This window comes from Roseibium album, assembly GCF_001404515.1.
GTDB lineage: Bacteria > Pseudomonadota > Alphaproteobacteria > Rhizobiales > Stappiaceae > Roseibium > Roseibium album.
Genome location: NZ_CXWE01000005.1, coordinates 205,688 through 221,465, shown reverse-complemented (window position 1 = coordinate 221,465; position 15,778 = coordinate 205,688). Strand labels below are relative to the sequence as shown.

Here is a 15,778-nt window from a genome sequence, read left to right as displayed (position 1 = left end):
ACCGGGATATAAAACCCCGCTGCAGAGGCAGCGGGTTTTTTTTGTTTGCCACCAGCTATTTCAGGCAAACTTTCGTCTGGCTGCCGGGATCGACTCCGGCACGGGAGTGCCTTCTGGGACGTCGTATGCATCGAAAGGCTGCCCGAGTGCAGTTGTGACGGGAACCACACCTGCCCAAAGGTCCGTTCCCAGGTCTTCCGTGTCATCAACCGGCCCGCCTGTCCGGACCTTGGTGCTGACATGCTCCATGTCCATGACAAGGACTCCGGTTGCCTTGTGTTCCTTCGCCATCATTGCGCGGCATTCATCCCAGCGACCGGGTAGAATATGATCGGTGATCGCGGCGAGTGCCTCAATCTGTTTGTCGTGATCCTCCACGAGGTGTGCGGTACCATGCACAATGGCGCAGCGGTAGTTCATCGAGTGGTGGAAAGCCGAGCGCGCGACAACGATGCCATCGATGAGGGTCACGGTCAGGCTTGCCGGAACACCATTCGCATTGTCCTTGATGATCCGTGTTGTGCTGGCGCCATGAATATACAGCTTGTCACCAATCCTGGCGTATGCCATCGGAATTACCATTGGCTTGTTTTCGTGTATGAAACCGCAATGGGCCACAAGACCGGCATCAAGGATTTCATTGGCAAGGGCGCGATCATAGCTGCCTCTGTTCATCTGCCTGATCTTTGCATAGCGCGGCAGGTTCGTGGCCTTGCGCTTCTCCAACGTGGACATGGGTAACTCCTGATCCAGGTTTGTCTTGTGCTGACTGGTTTCTTCGATAAACTGGACTTGTAAAAGATCCGGTTTTTAAAAAATGACAGAACCAGTTTTTCCTGAGGGTATTCTGACGCTAGAACGCTCCGGAAGGGTTCCCCTGGCCGAGCAGATTTATCGCGGATTTCGCGATGCAGTGCGCAGTGGCCTTCTTGTCTCGGGAACCAGGTTGCCGTCCACCCGCAGGCTTGCGTCGACGCTCGACGTCGCACGAAACACGGTGAATGCGGCTTACGACCTGCTTCAGGCGGAGGGTATCATTTCGGTGAAGGCCGGCGCCGCTCCCAGGATCACCGAGGGATTTTCCCTGGAAGGAAATACGGGCATTCGAGTTGCGCCGGCTTTCAAGTCAAACCTTTCCGGCCGTGGTCTTGCCATGTCGACGAACGTTCGCGGCGAAGCCTGGGCCTCACGTGATGGTGCGCTACAACCCGGTGCGCCTGCCCTCGATTGCTTTCCCTACGAGGAGTGGGCACGGTGTCTGCGCCGTGCTGCGAGGATGGAACGCAGTCCTGATCTGCAGTATCGGAATTATTCGGGAGTTCCTGTTCTCAAGGAACAGCTTTCGCGTCATTTGGCTGCCGAAAGAGGTGTACGGACCGAGCCCGCGCAGATCCTGATCACCAGCTCGATGCAGGCCAGTCTATCGCTGTTGTCAATGGCTTTGTCGGATCCCGGCGATGAAGCGTGGTTGGAAGAACCCGGTTATCTGGGTGCACGCACTGCATTTCAGGTTGCCGGTTTGAGCATTCGCCAGCTTCCGGTCGATGACCAGGGTGCTGATGCGGAACGCATGCCAGCTACCGGTGTCTCCCCGAAACTGATTTACGTGACACCATCCCACCAGTATCCGCTGGGTGTCCGCATGCCGCTGGGCCGCCGGTTGTCCCTGCTCGAAGCGACACGGTCGGCAGGCGCTGTCATTCTGGAAGACGACTATGACAGCGAATTCCTGTTTTCAGGGCGCCCGGTCGCCGCTCTTTATGGCCTTGCGGAAGAGGGACAGGTCGTCTACCTCGGCACCTTTTCAAAAAGTCTGATGCCAGGCCTTCGCCTGTCTTACTGCGTTGTTCCACCCCAACTGGTCGAGCCGCTTCAACAACTCATGCGCAACATGGGATGTGCTGCCAGCGTTCAGATTCAGGTAGCGCTGGCACAGTTCATGGATAGCGGCGCCTACAAGAAACACCTGAAACATATCCGGAAGATTTACGCGGAGCGCGGGGCTTTGCTCGTCAGGACGTTGAACGAACGTCTCGGCAACAGGGTTGAAGTGGAAGCGCCAAGCGGAAACGTTCAGGTCGCGATGATGTTTCGCGAACAGGTAGATGACAACGCCCTGGCGACAGCAATGCAGGAAAGGGGATTTGCGGTGTCCCCGCTTGGCAATTGTTATCAGGGCAAGGAGCGCAAGTCCGGCCTGATCATCGGATTTGCGGATGCCAGCGCAAGACAGATAACTCAGGGTGTCGATACCCTGGGAACGTTGCTCGATAGTCAAGCAACGGTCTCAACTTTCTGAAAACAGGGACATTTTGGGAACGTCCCCTTGAACGATAAGCTTGGCTTCCGTTGCTGAAATGACGTCGTCGACGCTGGCCCCCGGGCCGACTTCCTTCAGAACCAATCCATCTTCGGTCGGTTCTATCACCGCCATTTCGGTCACGATAAGGCTGACGCGGCGCCGGGCAGTCAACGGCAGATTGCATTCGCGCAGGATCTTTGGTTTGCCCCGGGCCGTATGAACCATCGCAACGATCACATGTTTTGCACCGGCTACCAGGTCCATCGCCCCGCCCATGCCTGGAACCATCTTGCCCGGGATCATCCAGTTGGCAAGATATCCGCGTTCATCGACCTGAAGTCCGCCGAGCACTGTCATGTCCAGATGACCTCCACGGATCAGGCCGAAACTCATCGCGCTGTCGATCGATGCAGCGCCGGGAACAGCGGTGACAAAGCCGCCACCGGCATCGGTCAGATCCGGATCTTCCATGCCCTCGGGCGGGCGGGCCCCAAGCCCGATGACCCCGTTTTCCGCCTGAAAGAAGACATGAACCTCTTTGGGAAGATAATTTGCAACCATCGAAGGCAACCCGATACCGAGATTGACCAGTGTGTCCGGCTCGATTTCCTGCGCCACGCGCCGCGCGATGATTTCCTTAGCTTCCATCGGGCTGTCTCTCCAGTAGATGATCGACCAGGATTCCAGGTGTTTTCACGCTGTCAGGTGAAATGACGCCGATCGGGACTATCGTCTGGGGTTCCGCGATAACGGTCTTTCCCGCCAGAGCCATGATGGGATTGAAATTGTGTGCAGTGAGCGAGTATTCCAGATTGCCAACATAATCCGCCTGGTGAGCGGCAATCAGTGCAAAGTCTCCATGGATTGGTTCTTCGAGCAGAAAATCCCTGCCACTGACAGTGACAATCTGCTTGCCTTCTTCAACCAACGTTCCGAGGCCAGTTGGGGTCAGAATCCCGCCCAGGCCGACACCGGCTGCCCTGATCCTCTCCACAAGCGTCCCTTGCGGCACCAATTCAACGTCGATTTCGCCGGAAATCATTTTTTGCTGGGTCTCGGGGTTCAGGCCGATATGTGAGGCAACGACCCTGGTAAGACAGCCTGCCGTGACAAGCTTGCCGATACCGCGCCCAGGCATTGCGGTATCATTGGCAACAATCGTCAGGTCGTTGATGCCTCTGGCAACGATTGCATCTATCAACCTGTGTGGCGATCCAACGCCCATGAAGCCGCCGATCAGCAGCGTTGATCCATCCGGAATTAGCTCAGCAGCTTCCGCTGCCTTGATCGCCTGTTTCATGAGCACGTTCCCACAATCCAACCTGTCATCAGCAGGTTAGCGCTTGTCATGCTGGTTGGACAATGAAAATTGTGCGTCGCGGTAGTCCACGGGATCGCGGCAGTTACAGCACAGGTGTCAGTTTGCGGGCTGCTGCCCTGAGTTTTCGACAGCATTTGCCGCATGATCTGCAGCAGCAAGAATTCTGTCGCTGTCCTGACCGTTTCGGGCGAGCGCATTGAGGCCAAGAAGGCAGGAAAGGGCAAAGGCCGCAAGTTCACGGGCTCTTTTCTTGTCGGGAATACCATTTTGCCGATGGAGCGTGTGGAAAATGCGGTCTTCGAGCACGTTCATCCGCTCGCGCACAAGCGGCGACGTCTGTCCCGTCTCACTTTCTGGACTTCCGGATGAGGTGAGCAACAGGCAACCACGCGGCGTGTTCCGGCTCATGAACAGTCCGACGTGGCGAATGAACTGCGCCACGGCCCGGCGTGGATCTGCTTCCGTCTTCAGGTGTGCCAGGCCGAGTTCCGTCGCCTCATTCCAGTATTTGTTCAACACAGTTGCAAAGACATCGTCCTTGCACCCGAAAGCCGCATAGAAGCTGCCGCGTTTTATTCCGGCCACCTGCTGCAGATCGTCGATGGATGTTCCCTGGTATCCTTTTGTCCAGAACACGTCGACGAATGCCTCAAGGGCAACGTCCATGTCAAAAGATTTGGGTCGTCCGGCCATTTTCCCTCGTTCTGGACTGGCTCCGGCAATTGCTGTTGCCGGAGCCGATCAGTTTACTCCGCAGCGATGACAGCCGGATTCCATTCGAATTTCCGGAAGGGGGCGTCAACTGGCGTGTCTGCCAAATGGTTCACATAGTTTGACATGACTTTCTGTGCAACGCCAAGAATGACGTCGAGGATCTGTCGCCGGGTATAGCCCGCTGCAAGAAATGCGTTTGTGTCCTCTTCTGAGACCACGCCACGCTGACGAACCACCTTGAGCGTGAACCGGCGCAGCGCCTCGAGTTTTTCATCCTCAAGCGGAGCCCCGTTTCGCAAGGATTCGATGAGACCGGCATTTACCTTCTGCATGTGCGCGATCGCCGTATGCGCCGGGACACAATAGTGACAGGCGTGTTCGACGTTTATGGCCATCCACACGACGGTCTGTTCGACGACCGAGAGGCTTGTCTGCTGAAAAAGTTCGTGCAGTTTCTGATAGGCCTCAAGATGTTGAGGAGAGTCTGCCATCACGGCGTGAAGGTTCGGAATCATTCCGAAGTCCTTGAGGGAATTGTCCAGAAGTGGACGGCTCTCGTCAGGTGCGGATTCCAGCGTGTGAAGTGTGAAATCGGTCATTTGCATCTCCTGTTTCGGCGTCATTCGACGTCGTTACCGTTTGTCGGTAACCGCGATGTAGGTATTCTGTACTTAGTAGTCAAAAATAAAACCGAACTCCGGAATCGCAAGAATCCGCGGTTCTTGGAACTCTTCAAGCAATCGTGAATTTGACGGTGATACGCTTGGCTTCTTGTCGAGTGAGAACGACGAGGGCTAAGCTGAAGACCAAGATCCGACAAAGGACCAAGGGTCGGAGAGCCGGAGGACAAAGCGCGAATGACTGTCATCCAGGAAAGTCAGGAGACACAAACAGCCCTTCGGGATTTCGGCCGCTGGCTGCTGCAGTCCGGTGGTTTGCCCGCCGACAAGACAGAAGACCTGCTGACGAAGTCCAGGGCCTTGCATTGCGGGTCTGGTGAAACCGTCTTTTCGGCTGGAGACACACTGGAAGAGCTGTTTTTCGTCAATTCCGGACTGGTCCGGTATTACTACCTCACACCCGAGGGGAAAGAGTACAACAAGAATTTCGTATCCTCCGGCAGTGTCGTGACAAGCCTGTCTTCCTTTCTGGAGGCAAAACCGGCACCGTTCTTTACGGAGGCTCTTGAGGACACTGTTCTTGTTGCAGTGCCGATCGAACTGGCAAGGAATCTGGCGTCCGATGACATCGACTGGGAACGGCTGGTCGGCCGTTTCGTCAGGGCCCTTGCCATTCAAAAGGAGCAACGGGAGGCATCTTTCCTTTTGAAGAATGCCGAACAGAGATACGAGGCATTTCTGAAAGATTTCAGCGCGTTAGCCATGCGACTGCCACAATATCACATCGCTTCCTATCTCGGCATCACCCCGGTCGCACTTTCACGAATTCGGTCCCGTCTTGCTTGTCGGCGCGTTTCTTAACCCCGGTTAATGCAGATGGTTTCAGCACTGAACATGATGCCCTCACATTGACCTGAGGACGCATTGGCATGAACAAAACCATCGTAATCACCGGCGGCGCAATCGGATTGGGCCGGGAACTCACGCGGCTTTACTGCAAAAGGGGGCATCACGTCGTGATTTGTGGCCGTACGCGATCGGCATTGGAAGAGGTCAGGTCTGCCCATCAGAACGTGACTGCTGTTTGCGCGGATCTTGCGGCACCGGAAGGCAGACGGCACTTTCTGGAGGAGATCCATGCTCTAGAAATCGAAGTCGATCTGCTGATCCACAATGCGGCGCTTCAATTCACGTATGACTTCGTGAAGGGCTGCGTGCCGGTTGAAAGGATTGAAACCGAGCTTCTGGTCAATCTCCTGTCGCCCATGGAATTGACGACGGACCTGCTCCCCTTGTTGAAAACATCAGGGGGCGCCCGTGTCGTCTTCATCTCATCAGCCCTTGCCCGCGTTCCCAAGCGGTCCGCACCGGTTTATTGTGCCAGCAAGGCTGGATTGTCGGTTTTTGCCAGGGCGCTGCGGTATCAGCTCGAAGACACCGGGATTCGCGTCACGGACGTTGTTCCGGATCTGATTGTGACCCGGATGGCACGTGGCCGCGGAGACAAGGCGCTTTCAGCGTTTGAAGCTGCCGGGAAAATAATAGCGGGCCTGGACAAGGGCAAGGATGAAATTCGACTGGGCCGCGTGCCGATATTGTACCTGTTGCACAGGTTTGTGCCAGGCCTTGCCTACAAGGTGTTGAAGGCTGCATAAGCTCCACGAAAACAGCTGCTTGGATCACTCCTTTGCTTGACCTCTGTCTAAAAGCCACTTAAGTCCGCAGGCGCCAGTCGGCCGGACAGCCGCTGCTGCAAGTGTCGAAAGACCGCAGGAGAGGAAAGTCCGGGCTCCAAGGAAACACGGTGCCGGGTAACACCCGGCGAGGGCGACCTCAGGGAAAGTGCCACAGAAAGCAAACCGCCTCGGCTTGCCGGGGTAAGGGTGAAAGGGTGGAGTAAGAGCCCACCGCGCTACTGGCAACAGCAGCGGCACGGTAAACCCCACCGGGAGCAAAACCGAATAGGGGCAGCGCGGTCCGGAAGCAATTCCGGGCCAGGCCGGTTTCCAGGCCAGCTGTCCGGGTTGGTTGCGTGAGACGCCTGGTGACAGGCGTCCCAGATGAATGGCTGTCGCGTCCGCGAAAGCGGGCCTTACAGAACCCGGCTTACAGGCCGGCTGGCAATTCGTTTCTCATTCACCCGGCCGTGTATTGCGGCGCGCTTGCCAGGAACTCACCATAGGACGCTGCATCCGGATAGGAGAATTGTTCTGCTATCGGGTTGGATCGTTTTGTCTTGCCCGCCCCCATGTCAGACAGCAGTTCGTCGAAATGACGGAAGTGGAACGGTGCTGAACAAAGGCCACCGTAAACCTTTGCCGCCGGACGCTCCTTGCGGCGCCAATCAAGCATTTCTTCAATATTGCTGTTCATGTCTTCATCGCTTGGCTGGTTGGCAAGTTTGCCGTCCGCATAGCGAACGAGCCAGTTCGCGATCATTTCGGCGGACAGGATCGTGCAGAAGCTGGAATTGAACCCGACAAATCCCATGTCCGGCATGTCAGGATTTACGGCGAGACGATACACACGGTATTGACCATCATGCTCGATCAACTTGTCCTGGTACTCCTGAGCCAGGTAGGGCACGCCAAGTTTCCACCCAACCGCTAGAATAGAGAGGTCGCAGGGCACTTTTTCACCGTTCGTCAGAACAATTTGATCCTCCTCATATCGCTCGAATGATCCCCTGACCGGTTTGATCGAACCGTCCTTGAAGCCTTCGAACAGGCCCGGGGTCACGATGGGGAGCGAGCAGGATGCATCCTTTTCAATCGGTGTGTCGGGCACCATGTCCCATTTTTTCAAGCCGAGCTGCAACTTGAGAAGGGTCTCAAGGCCGCGGAAGTTGGCCCAGATCAGCGGCTTGAACGCGGTAAAGAGAGCCTTGCCCAAGGGGGATGGACTCCACCCGTTGAACTGTTGCTCCTGCGCCCGCATGTACAAAAGGCGCTTGAAATTGATACCGCCGACGAAATACGGCACGCGCCACACGGGTTCCCGATAGACGAGTGTTACGGATTTCGCGCCGTTTGCTGCCGCGTTGACGGCAATATCGGTTGCGGACTTGGAACCTCCCAATACGACGACATTTTTCCCTGTCACCGTGGTCGGATCGGTGTATTCCGAGCTGTGGATGACATCACGACCCGTGGCCTGAAACGCGTCCTGGCCCGGATGGGTGATTATGTTCTTGTCAGAGAACTGTCCGGTGCAGACCGCGACAAAATCAAAGTCCTGCGTCCAGGTTTTGCCGGCCGCTTCCAACGTAAGCGTCCAGCCGGGCAGGCCGTCGTTTCTGCGATCCATGGATTGAACGTTCGTGTTCAGCTGAAACAGCCTGGCCAGTTTGTGTTTGTCCGCATAGGCATGAAGATAGGCATGGACCTGTGGCCCCTTCGGCCATTCGGGATATTCGTCCGGCATGGCAAGATCGGTGTATCTGTAAAGATCTTTCGGGGACTGGGTCTGGACGCCCGGATAGGAACGGGACAGTTCCCAGACACCGCCAAAATCGTGGCTTCGCTCAAAACCGAACACCCGATGTCCGCGTTCATCGAAGGCCTTGGCCGCGGCAAGGCCACTCACGCCGCCGCCGATGACAGCGACGTTCTTTCGTTTCGTCATTTTGATCTCCTCGCTGAATTTTCGCGCAGGTCAGGCCTGGTCCGGCGGTGGGAGGAAGTCGACTTCGTGCAGGGCCGACAGTCTGACCAGTTCCTGCGGATCGGTAACGCCATTCAGCGCACCGAATAGGTCGAAGAGCTTGCGTGTCGGTGCGACTCCGAAGATGCAGGTCGCGGTTTTGCCGGACCGATTGTAAATACCGTGGGCTTCACCCATCGGCATTCTTACCGTGTCGCCGGCCTTTGCCACGTGGGTCTCGCCGCCCATCTCGACCTGCAATTCACCCTCAAGCATGACGATCCATTCATCCTGTGTCGGGTGGATGTGCGGTGGGACGAATGTTTCTGCCGGAACAACAGCGTGCCAGATGAACGCATTGGTGCTGTGCAATTTTGGTGTGTAGGTATGCCCGACGACATTCCAGCTTATGTCGCCCAGGCTTCCGTCAGCGGATGTGATGCCAGCTCCGTTTTGCATTTTGTTCCCCTCCATTGTGCAGTGTGTTGGCGGAAAAATGCTAAACTGACTTCTCGAAATTGTTTTATCCAGATTGCGAAAAAAACTGACCGGATGCAGTAAATTGCCGCATTGTCGGATCCGAATGCTTGAATGAATTTCCTGCTCACGGCATGATTTGTCATGTCCCAGGCCGCGCATAGACCGCCATTGAGTAACTACCGGTGTTTTGAAACGTTTGACGTTGACGAAGCCCGGGAAATCGTTGCGCGCAATTTTTGCAGCCACAGGCTTGATCGAATGTCCTCGGGGGATCGGTTCGATGCCTGCCAGAACAGGGTCGATGGCGAAAGACTCTCGCTGAACTACATTCGCTACGGTGCCGATGTGACCATCGATCCGGGCGAACTTTCGGAATTCTATCTGATACAGATTCCGATCACAGGCACGGCGCAAGTCAGGAACGGAATTCGATCCGTTTACTCAACACGTTCCGTCGGGGTTGTTTTGAACCCGGACCGACATACCACGATGCGTTGGCACGAAGGCTGTGAACAGGTTCTGGTCCAGATCGAAAAATCCTACATGCGGGATATCGCCGTCAGGATGACGGGTGTGGACGTGAACTCGGTCCGTTTCTCGCCAGGGTTGGATTTGAACCATGAATCCATCGCCTCATGGGCATGGCGCCTGCGCGCTTTGTTCGGGGCGGCGGAGGCCGGACAGGCTTTTCAGGGGTCTGACCTTCAGCAGCAAAGTCAGCTGGAAGAGGCTTTGGTGATGTCGTTGCTGGAGGTGCAGCCCAGCACTGTTTCGCACTTTCTCGGAGAACGGCGCAGCGGCGCCTCGCCGGCGATCCTGAAACGGGCGTTGTCGCTAATCAACGAGCAATTCGGGCAAGACATCAGTCTTTTGGATATCAGCGCTTTCGCCGGAACAACGCCCCGCAATCTGCAGATCCTCTTCAAGCGGGAGTTGGGATGTACGCCAATGGAAAAGCTGCGGGACGTTCGGTTGAATTTTGCGCGACACCTGCTGGTATCAAGCGGCAAACATCAATCCGTCGCGGACATTGCCGAAAAGTCCGGGCACCGCCACGCGGGGCGGTTCTCACTGGCATACAAAGCGTGTTTCGGCGAGTCTCCAAAGGAAACTCAACGCCGCCGGCCTTTCGGATAGTTCAAGCCGTTCCGTACCTGGGTCATGTATTGCTTCATGGCAACTTTTCTCTGAATTTACGGAAGATTTCGTTCGGTCGCGTGTTTTATGTATTACGCAAAATTTTGTGAGACTAAATATGATAAAATTGTGTCTTCGAGGTCATTTTAAAACCTTTAACATTTAATGTTTTGTCCATGTTGTTGTCTTTGTTCCTTCCTAATCTTGATTCGTTGTATTCAATACAGGTGGGATCGAAATGGAAGGGACGTTCGAGGACTTTTTGGCCGCGTTGTTGGCGTTTGAGTCGGGTTGGGACAGGGACCGCTACAGCGCCGGCGTCATTCAGGACTGGCAGCTCGACCAATGGGCGGGTGGTGCGGTTGAAACCCATTTTCCGCAATATACGAGCTGGTCGCAGTTGACCGACACGGAATGGGAAACCATGGCGTACCGGTCCATGAATTCGCTCGGGTTTGTCGGTTTTCAGTTCGGTGAAGCGCTGCTCATAGATCTCGGCTATTATGACGATGACGTCTTCTACGGAAACGGGGCAGCTTCCAATACTTGGGACGGGAACTGGACTGGCAAGAATGGCGTGAATTCCCTGGAAGAATTCATGACCAGGGACGCACAGAACGTCGCGATCCAGGAGGCTTTCGGCTACAATCTTCAGGTTCTGGAAACGCAGTTGGCCGGGAGCGGACAGTCGCTGAGCGATTTCATCGGCCAGACGACGAGCTACACCCAGAACGGCCAGACCGTCACAGTAGACCTTACGTTGACCGGTATTCTCGCCGCAGCTCATCTGCGCGGTGCATGGGGGACCGCGACGCTTCTGCAAGGCGGGGCCGTCAGCACAGACGAATACGGTACATCGATCCTGCAATACATAGATCAGTTCGGCGGCTTCGAGGCCCCTTCGATCGGGCAGATGATCGCCTTTTACGAAGATCGCCTGACCGGCGACGAAGGTCTCGGCACACCGGGCGAGACGCCCGGAACCGGCACGCCGGGCCAGCCGGACAGTGACGGCGGCAATGGCGGTGCCGGCGTCACCGAAAGCGATGCGGATGTCGTGATTACCTGGTCCTGGGGGCAGAACGAGGTTGTCACCGGTTTCGACCCGTCATCGGGTACAATCTTTATCGACTGGATCGGCGCCGATGACCTCGAGGTTTCCGAGACGGCTGAGGGTGTCGTGTTTGCAATCCCGTCCAACAACCAGACAACAACCCTCTCGGGTGTCCGGCTGAGTGAGCTGAGCGGGGAGAACTTCACGATCCTTGATACAACTACCGAAGCAGAAGTTCTGGGACTTGTTGGCAACGGATCAGGGATCCCTGATACACCGGATGAGCCTGACACACCTGTCGAGCCGGACACGCCAGACGAACCGGAAACACCTGACGAGCCGGATGCTCCCGATATGCCTGCTCCGCCGGTGACACCGGACAGCTGGAACGGTACGGCCGGTGTCACGGCGGCCACGGCGACGCTGGTAATCACATGGTCCTGGGGAACAAACAGGAGTGTTGCCGACTTTGATCCGCAAAACGACACGATCTTTATCGACTGGTTTGGACCGGACGCGATCAATGTCGACGAAGTGGGCGGGAATGTTGTCTTCACAATGGCGTCGAACAATCAGACACTGACGCTCGAAGGCCTCGCTCTTAGTGATCTTTCACCGTCGAATTTCACCATCATGAGTGAAGCAACAGGCAGGGAGCTTCTGTCTCTGGTCGGCAGCGATCCCGTTGCTCCAGGCGATCCTGTTGACCCGGGCACGCCTGACGGACCGCAAATGATCATGATCCAAACGGACAGCCCGTCGCGGGTGATCGACAACTTCAATCCGGCAACCGACATGCTTCATCTGGAAGCGGGTGTGATAGCCGAGCGGCTTGAGTTCGCCGGATATCCGACGACGATTGCCGATATTTCCGCTGGACTGACCGTGCGTGTGCTGACACCGACGGGTGAGATTGCCAGCGAAACGGTTCTGGTCGGTGTTGATGCTTCCGATCTCACCTTGAACAATTTCATGGTCGCCGAGGAATCAGCGTTGAACGAAGTTGCGACGCTTCTGGGACAGTCCGTGGTTACACCTGACACGGGAGGCTTTGACGTCGTATATGACGCCGATGGTTCCAATCCTCCTGTTCCGTCCGGTACTAGCGATTTGGGTGGGGTCAAATGGGCTGCCGACTTCGGGGCAGATGACATAATAGGGTTCAACCCGGCCTCGGACGAGATCGATTTCGGTAATGCTTCCGTGCATGGACTTGTTCTGAACATGACGGCGAACGGCGAGCCGGTTATCGACAATCCATGGGGACCCGACATGCAGATCCTTCAGGGCGTCCAATTGTCGGAATTGTCTATCGAGAACTTCGGTGTCGTCGGGAACGAGCATTTGCGTCAGGACGTAGGAGGTATCTTGTCTTGGGAGGGCAATATCGGACCACGGGATGCGGATACCGTCTATATCCGCTCACATGAATACGGTGCTTCGGAAGTGATCGAAGGGTTCGACCCGGCAACACAGAAAATCAGCTTCCTCTATTTTGGAACCCGAGAACGCCTTAGCGTCGAGGATACGCCTGAAGGAATGGTGATCAGTTCATTGCCGAGCGGTCAAAGCTTTGTTTTCCCGGCAGTTTCGAAAGGGGAACTCATTGCGGGAAATGTCGAGTTCCACCACGATCAGGTGATGGAAGACAACCTTGAAGCGTCGTTCGGCTTCGACCAGAACGATGTTACTCTTGTTTCGCGAACCGCTCTTCTGACCCCTGATGCTCCTCCTGGTGAAACGACGGACGGTCACCAGATCCGAGACGGTGTCGGCGCAGTTCCGGATCAACCCGATGCTCCGGATGATCCTGAAACGCCGGATACACCGGATACGCCTGTTGTGACCCCGGTAACTGACAGTGACATTGTGCTCGGGGAGGGCCCCGATACGGTGCTCGTGACCTGGGACTGGGGTCGGAAATTCGCGGTAAAGGCCTTCAATCCCGCGGAGGATTCATTAAATTTTACCGGTCTGCCGGCTTCTGATGTCCGGATCGAGGAAGTCGGCGCCGACCTGAAGATCACTGTCGAAAACAATGGCGGTCATAGCTTGTTGCTTGAAGGTCTGCAGGCTGAGGACCTCTCGATTGCCAACCTGGCAGCGGCCGACTGGAACCAGGTTGTCACGGATACGGGTGGCGTCTTGGATCAACTTGAAGCGCTCGGCAACAACGATGTGCTTGCCTGATAACAGAAACGGCTTCTCTGGAGCACAGCGCCGCGCACCTGCGCGGCGTTTTTTGTTCTCCACAGGTCATTCAAAAGCATGGTCTGCTGGGCAGTTCTTGCCGGGTTGCGCGTGACGGGACATCAAAACCTCCGTAATCCTGCGAATCCGATTCTCGCATTCTGTCAAGGCTTCATTAAGCATGTTTCGACTAACCTCATCCGATGAGGGCGTGTGCGATCAAATCGAGCCAAAATCCAAGAGATTCCATTGACCGCCCATGTTTTCCCATGGTATCCCATAAGGACCCAGAAAGGGGAGGGCGGGCCCATTTCAGCAGGGCCTGGGACATCAAATTTACGGCTCGGCAAGAGCCGGTTTTGCAAAATGCATGTCCTTAGGCCGCACGCTGGCCGTTTCTTCTCAGAGGTGATTAGGGAATTTGACGGTTAGGAACCCGTCTGAAGGGGATTTATGTCCGGTTTTGTTTCTCACTTTACCAACCGGCTGGATGCCAAGGGTCGCGTGTCGATCCCGGCACCCTTCCGCGCGGTGCTGGCGAGAGACGGATTTGAAGGCCTTTATTGCATCACCTCTGCCCATTGCGACGCGGTCGATGCCGGCGGCAACGAACTTCTCGCCGAGATCAACAAGCGTTCGGAGGCATTCGCGAAGCTCTCGCCGGATCATGACGCACTTGCAGTCGCGCTTTTCGGGGCAAGCGAAAATCCCAAGATAGACGGAGATGGGCGCATGACCATTTCCGACATGATCCGTGACCACGCGGGTATCACCGACCAGGTCACCTTCGTCGGCATGAACTACAAGTTTCAGATCTGGGAGCCGGCAAAGTTCCGCGAGTACCGTGCAGAGGCCCAAAGGCGCGCGCTCGCGATGCTGTCGGGGCAGGCCCCCGTACCTTCACAAGGAGAGCCGGCATGATGGCGCTCGGCGACAGAAATGCTGCATCTGCCGCTGGCGGACTCGAGCGCCATGTACCGGTTCTCCTGAGTGAAGTCCTCAAGTCGCTTGATCCGCGACCGGGCGAAGTGATCGTCGACGGAACGTTCGGAGCGGGTGGTTACTCGCGTGCGATGCTGGCACGCGGAGCCAGTGTTATCGGGATTGACCGGGATCCAGACGCTATCTCTGCCGGACAGGCTCTGGTCAGTGAGGCAGAGGGCAGCCTGATGCTGGTTTCCGGACAGTTCGCAGATCTGGATGAACTCGCCCGCTCCCAGGGACACGACATGGTTGACGGCGTTGTTCTCGATCTTGGTGTTTCGTCCATGCAGCTCGATGAAGCCGAACGTGGATTTTCATTCCTGCGCGACGGTCCTCTCGACATGCGCATGGAACAGGCCGGTCCGTCCGCAGCCGATGTCGTCAATGAACTCCCGGTCAGGGACCTGATCCGTGTCGTCGGACTGCTCGGTGAGGAAAAACGGGCGACTTCGGTTGCTCACGCAATCGACACGGCGCGCAAGGAAAAGCCATTCTCCCGCACGTTGGAGCTTGCCGATCTGATCGAGAAAGTGCTCGGACGCTCACCCAAGAAGGCGCAGATCCATCCTGCGACCCGCACGTTTCAGGCGTTGCGGATCTATGTGAACGGCGAACTTCATCAGGCCGCGACGGCTTTGGGCGCTGCCGAGCGTCTCCTGAAGCCGGGTGGCCGTCTTGTTCTGGTGAGTTTTCATTCCCTGGAGGATCGCATCGTGAAGCGTTTCTTTCAGGACCGGACCCGGACGCGAGGTGGTGGGTCCAGACATATGCCGGAAGAGGAAGTTCCTCCGGCAACATTCGAGCTCATGACCCGCAAGGCGGTTGAAGCTACGAGCCACGAGAGGGATGAAAACCCGCGTGCGCGCTCGGCAAAGCTCAGGGCAGGGCGGCGCACGGACGCGCCGGCGCGTGAATTGGATATCCATGCTGCGGGCGTGCCGCGTCTTGCAGATTTTCATGGTCTAGGGGGCTGAAGATGGTTCGGACGCTGAACATTTTGTTCATTCTGGCAGTCGTGATCGGCGCGGCAACCGTTTACGACATGAAGCTGGCGGCGACCAAGTCAGCCGAGAAAGTCGCCGAGCTGCAGCGTCAGATCAACGAAGAGCGCAACGCGATCCGGCACCTCAAGGCGGAATGGAGCCTGCTGAACAAGCCGGACCGCCTGCAAGGCCTCGTGGAGCGCTACAACGACTATCTCCAACTTGAGGCTCTTGATGTGAAGCAGATCGTGGCTCCGGCCGATCTTCCCGCGCGCCCAGTCATGCTTGAGCCCATTGGTGGCTCCAATCAGATGGGCGGCTATGCCGGCTCATCTGCTGCGATCCAGTGAG

The 15,778-nt window shown here is 56.4% G+C and carries 15 protein-coding genes and 1 other RNA gene; 9 read left to right on the top strand and 7 right to left on the bottom strand.

Annotated features, from left to right (window positions below; translation table 11 throughout):
• Nucleotides 1–60: 60 nt before the first annotated feature.
• Entirely contained in the window at nt 61–735 is a 675-nt protein-coding gene (locus LA5095_RS17885; RefSeq protein WP_055117368.1) for a pyridoxamine 5'-phosphate oxidase family protein, read from the bottom strand.
• An 82-nt stretch (nt 736–817) separates the two neighbouring features.
• Between LA5095_RS17885 and pdxR the strand changes: the two genes are divergently transcribed.
• Nucleotides 818–2,299, top strand: coding sequence for a MocR-like pyridoxine biosynthesis transcription factor PdxR (gene pdxR, locus LA5095_RS17880; protein WP_055117366.1), 1,482 nt, complete (start codon nt 818–820; stop codon nt 2,297–2,299).
• Here pdxR and LA5095_RS17875 read toward each other — a convergent pair.
• The 4 genes from LA5095_RS17875 to LA5095_RS17860 form a co-directional block, all read right to left on the bottom strand.
• The gene (locus tag LA5095_RS17875; RefSeq protein WP_029060913.1) at nt 2,288–2,950 is read right to left on the bottom strand and encodes a 3-oxoacid CoA-transferase subunit B; all 663 of its coding nucleotides are present in this window, start codon (nt 2,948–2,950) and stop codon (nt 2,288–2,290) included. The genes pdxR and LA5095_RS17875 overlap by 12 nt on opposite strands.
• On the bottom strand, nt 2,940–3,602 hold the full coding sequence (locus tag LA5095_RS17870) for a CoA transferase subunit A (RefSeq protein WP_055117364.1): 663 nt from the start codon (nt 3,600–3,602) through the stop codon (nt 2,940–2,942). The genes LA5095_RS17875 and LA5095_RS17870 overlap by 11 nt, the downstream gene beginning before the upstream one ends.
• Before the next feature lie 117 nt (nt 3,603–3,719).
• Nucleotides 3,720–4,316 carry a TetR/AcrR family transcriptional regulator gene (locus LA5095_RS17865; protein ID WP_055117362.1) on the bottom strand — a complete coding sequence of 199 codons (597 nt, stop codon included), beginning with the start codon at nt 4,314–4,316 and terminating at the stop codon, nt 3,720–3,722.
• A gap of 53 nt (nt 4,317–4,369) precedes the next feature.
• A complete protein-coding gene (locus tag LA5095_RS17860; RefSeq protein WP_055118018.1) occupies nt 4,370–4,936 on the bottom strand; it encodes a carboxymuconolactone decarboxylase family protein in 567 nt (188 codons plus the stop codon).
• Between the two features lie 258 nt (nt 4,937–5,194).
• Between LA5095_RS17860 and LA5095_RS17855 the strand changes: the two genes are divergently transcribed.
• The 3 genes from LA5095_RS17855 (at nt 5,195) to rnpB (ending at nt 7,082) form a co-directional block, all read left to right on the top strand.
• On the top strand, nt 5,195–5,818 hold the full coding sequence (locus LA5095_RS17855; protein WP_055117360.1) for a Crp/Fnr family transcriptional regulator: 624 nt from the start codon (nt 5,195–5,197) through the stop codon (nt 5,816–5,818).
• A gap of 68 nt (nt 5,819–5,886) precedes the next feature.
• Nucleotides 5,887–6,612: an SDR family NAD(P)-dependent oxidoreductase gene (locus LA5095_RS17850; RefSeq protein ID WP_055117358.1), complete on the top strand. Its 726-nt coding sequence runs from the start codon at nt 5,887–5,889 to the stop codon at nt 6,610–6,612.
• Between the two features lie 73 nt (nt 6,613–6,685).
• Nucleotides 6,686–7,082, top strand: an RNA gene (gene rnpB, locus LA5095_RS19765) — RNase P RNA component class A.
• Nucleotides 7,083–7,093: 11 nt separating this feature from the next.
• On the opposite strand, the gene LA5095_RS17845 is transcribed toward rnpB, so the two are convergent.
• Nucleotides 7,094–8,581, bottom strand: coding sequence for a flavin-containing monooxygenase (locus LA5095_RS17845; RefSeq protein WP_055117356.1), 1,488 nt, complete (start codon nt 8,579–8,581; stop codon nt 7,094–7,096).
• Between the two features lie 30 nt (nt 8,582–8,611).
• A complete protein-coding gene (locus LA5095_RS17840) occupies nt 8,612–9,058 on the bottom strand; it encodes a cupin domain-containing protein (RefSeq protein ID WP_055118016.1) in 447 nt (148 codons plus the stop codon).
• Nucleotides 9,059–9,220: 162 nt separating this feature from the next.
• Between LA5095_RS17840 and LA5095_RS17835 the strand changes: the two genes are divergently transcribed.
• From LA5095_RS17835 to ftsL, 5 genes are all read left to right on the top strand, one after another.
• Nucleotides 9,221–10,216, top strand: coding sequence for an AraC family transcriptional regulator (locus LA5095_RS17835; RefSeq protein WP_055117355.1), 996 nt, complete (start codon nt 9,221–9,223; stop codon nt 10,214–10,216).
• A 238-nt stretch (nt 10,217–10,454) separates the two neighbouring features.
• A complete protein-coding gene (locus tag LA5095_RS32745; RefSeq protein WP_055117353.1) occupies nt 10,455–13,460 on the top strand; it encodes a hypothetical protein in 3,006 nt (1,001 codons plus the stop codon).
• 453 nt (nt 13,461–13,913) lie between these two features.
• Nucleotides 13,914–14,381: a division/cell wall cluster transcriptional repressor MraZ gene (locus LA5095_RS17825; protein WP_055117351.1), complete on the top strand. Its 468-nt coding sequence runs from the start codon at nt 13,914–13,916 to the stop codon at nt 14,379–14,381.
• Nucleotides 14,378–15,418: a 16S rRNA (cytosine(1402)-N(4))-methyltransferase RsmH gene (gene rsmH, locus LA5095_RS17820; protein ID WP_055117349.1), complete on the top strand. Its 1,041-nt coding sequence runs from the start codon at nt 14,378–14,380 to the stop codon at nt 15,416–15,418. Before LA5095_RS17825 ends, rsmH begins: the two co-directional genes overlap by 4 nt.
• Nucleotides 15,419–15,420: 2 nt before the next feature.
• Complete coding sequence (gene ftsL / locus LA5095_RS17815; protein ID WP_029060904.1) at nt 15,421–15,777, top strand: cell division protein FtsL; 357 nt, start codon at nt 15,421–15,423, stop codon at nt 15,775–15,777.
• Nucleotide 15,778: the final 1 nt, after the last annotated feature.